Source organism: Vibrio sinus (assembly GCF_023634645.1).
Classification (GTDB): Bacteria; Pseudomonadota; Gammaproteobacteria; order Enterobacterales; family Vibrionaceae; genus Vibrio; species Vibrio sinus.
In genome coordinates this window covers 1-1,807 of record NZ_JAMKMR010000048.1, presented here as the reverse complement: position 1 = coordinate 1,807, position 1,807 = coordinate 1, and the positions used below count along the sequence as shown (strand labels likewise).

The following is a 1,807-nucleotide window of genomic DNA, read 5'->3' as shown; positions in this document are numbered from 1 at the left end:
TTTACCAGCCGTTTTCAATTCCAGTTTAAATATATTAGTTCGCGGGGATTTTTAAGAGTTTTTACGTTTTATTGTTGTTACCGTTTTAATGTCAAAAGCTGGTTAAATAAATCAGCATTCAAATCATGAAGAGAGAGATACGGTATGCAGAATGTGTCGGGCAATAACAACCCAGTCGAGAAGGCCTACGCGTCTTCAGGAAGTGGTGACTTAAGCACACTGGACATGAACTCCATGTCGATTGATAACGTGTTGCAATATGTGGTTCTTACTTTAATGGATACTAGAGACAATGCGGCTAAATCCATTCAAGGTTTGATGGCATCGGTTCAAGCAAACAACAAAACGGCCAGTGATATCCAGGACGAAGCCTCAGCAGTACAGGGCTTGTCCGCTGGTGCAGGTGGTGGCGCGATTGTCGACAAACCCACCTGGAAAGTGGATAAGGACAACGATACGATCCAACTGGATAATGGGTATAGCATCACTTTTGGTAAAGGCGTCCACGGTGAGAATTGCCAATGGCAGATTCATGGTCCAGATGGTAAGACCGTGACTATTTGGGGAGACCCACACGTAGATACCAGTGGTGACGGAAAACAAGAGTTTGAATTTTTCGATCAATCGACTTTTGTTCTGGCGGATGGTACAAAAATTACCGTTGGAACTGAAGAGTGGGGCAATACGGGTCATTATCTGTCGGCAAATCTAACCATCACCAAAGGCAACCAGTCAGTTAAGGTAAGTGGTATTGACCACGGTTACACGAGTAACCCTGACAATCAAACCTTGAAGATTGGTGATGTCACACTAAATGGTATCAATGATGATGCAAATACAGCGGACGGCGATATTTATCAAATGGGAGCCAATACCAGCGAATGGACTAAATATGCTGCCAATGATACCTATGTACCAAAGTCGCAAGTTCAGTCTATTATCGATAGGTTAGAAGAGCTTAACGTTAAATTAAATGGTGAAGACCCTCAAGCTTGGTTAGATAGCAAAGGCGATTACCTTAAAAAAGCAGACCTTGTTGAACTTAATGGGTATTTGAACCAAGCTGCATCTGATGCAAACCAAGTTGGACAAAACCAACAAACCATGTTGTCACAAAATGTGCAAAACTTAGGAAATATCCAAAAAAATATCTCCGCCGTGCTCAGTAAGCTTATTGATACTTTGAAAGATATCATTGGCATCATTAGATAACATTGTTCTAGCTACCCGATTTCAGGTCGGGTAGCTAACCATTTGAATGTCTGCTTAGTACTATTTCTACTTAAGTTATTAAGCCCTTTAAATTACACGATTGTTTGTACTTATATTATTTAGTAAAAACAACCTGATATGTTTGGATGAACTATGGCTGAACCACTGAGTACTCGATATATTTTTCAAGGGCTAAATGAGATGGTCAATAGCATGCTCACAAACGCAGGGCTCCCCAGTGGTCAACTCGAGAACCTAGATTCTCATAGTACTATAGCGATTGAAGTAAAAGGGTTACCTGAAGTGATGCTATCAGCATTAGATGAACGTCTATGGCTATGGTGCTTATTGCCACATGTCACTGAACATCAGCTTATTAATTATGCTCAAACCGTTTTACCCATTATGACTAAGCCGATAAGTGGTGTGGAAGGCGGACAGTTAACACTCGGAATGGGTGAAAACGGGTACGAGTTAAAAGCTCTTATTAATCTAGATATCTTACAACATAAAGATAGCCTCTCCCCTATATTCCAGAGTTTTGTTACACAGTTACGATTATTATGCCAAGCTCTGAAAATTGAAAAAATATAGA

2 protein-coding genes are annotated in these 1,807 nt (G+C 40.6%); both read left to right on the top strand.

The window, feature by feature from the left end; all coding sequences use genetic code 11:
• The first annotated feature begins 144 nt into the window (after positions 1-144).
• Positions 145-1,212: a DUF1521 domain-containing protein gene (locus M9194_RS21510; protein ID WP_250614760.1), complete on the top strand. Its 1,068-nt coding sequence runs from the start codon at positions 145-147 to the stop codon at positions 1,210-1,212.
• Between the two features lie 153 nt (positions 1,213-1,365).
• Positions 1,366-1,806: an InvB/SpaK family type III secretion system chaperone gene (locus M9194_RS21505; RefSeq protein ID WP_250614759.1), complete on the top strand. Its 441-nt coding sequence runs from the start codon at positions 1,366-1,368 to the stop codon at positions 1,804-1,806.
• The last annotated feature ends 1 nt before the right edge of the window (position 1,807 follow it).

Coding starts and splice junctions, on each gene's coding strand:
- M9194_RS21510 (WP_250614760.1), top strand. CDS start 145: ATGCAGAATGTGTCGGGCAATAACAACCCAGTCGAGAAGGCCTACGCG.
- M9194_RS21505 (WP_250614759.1), top strand. CDS start 1,366: ATGGCTGAACCACTGAGTACTCGATATATTTTTCAAGGGCTAAATGAG.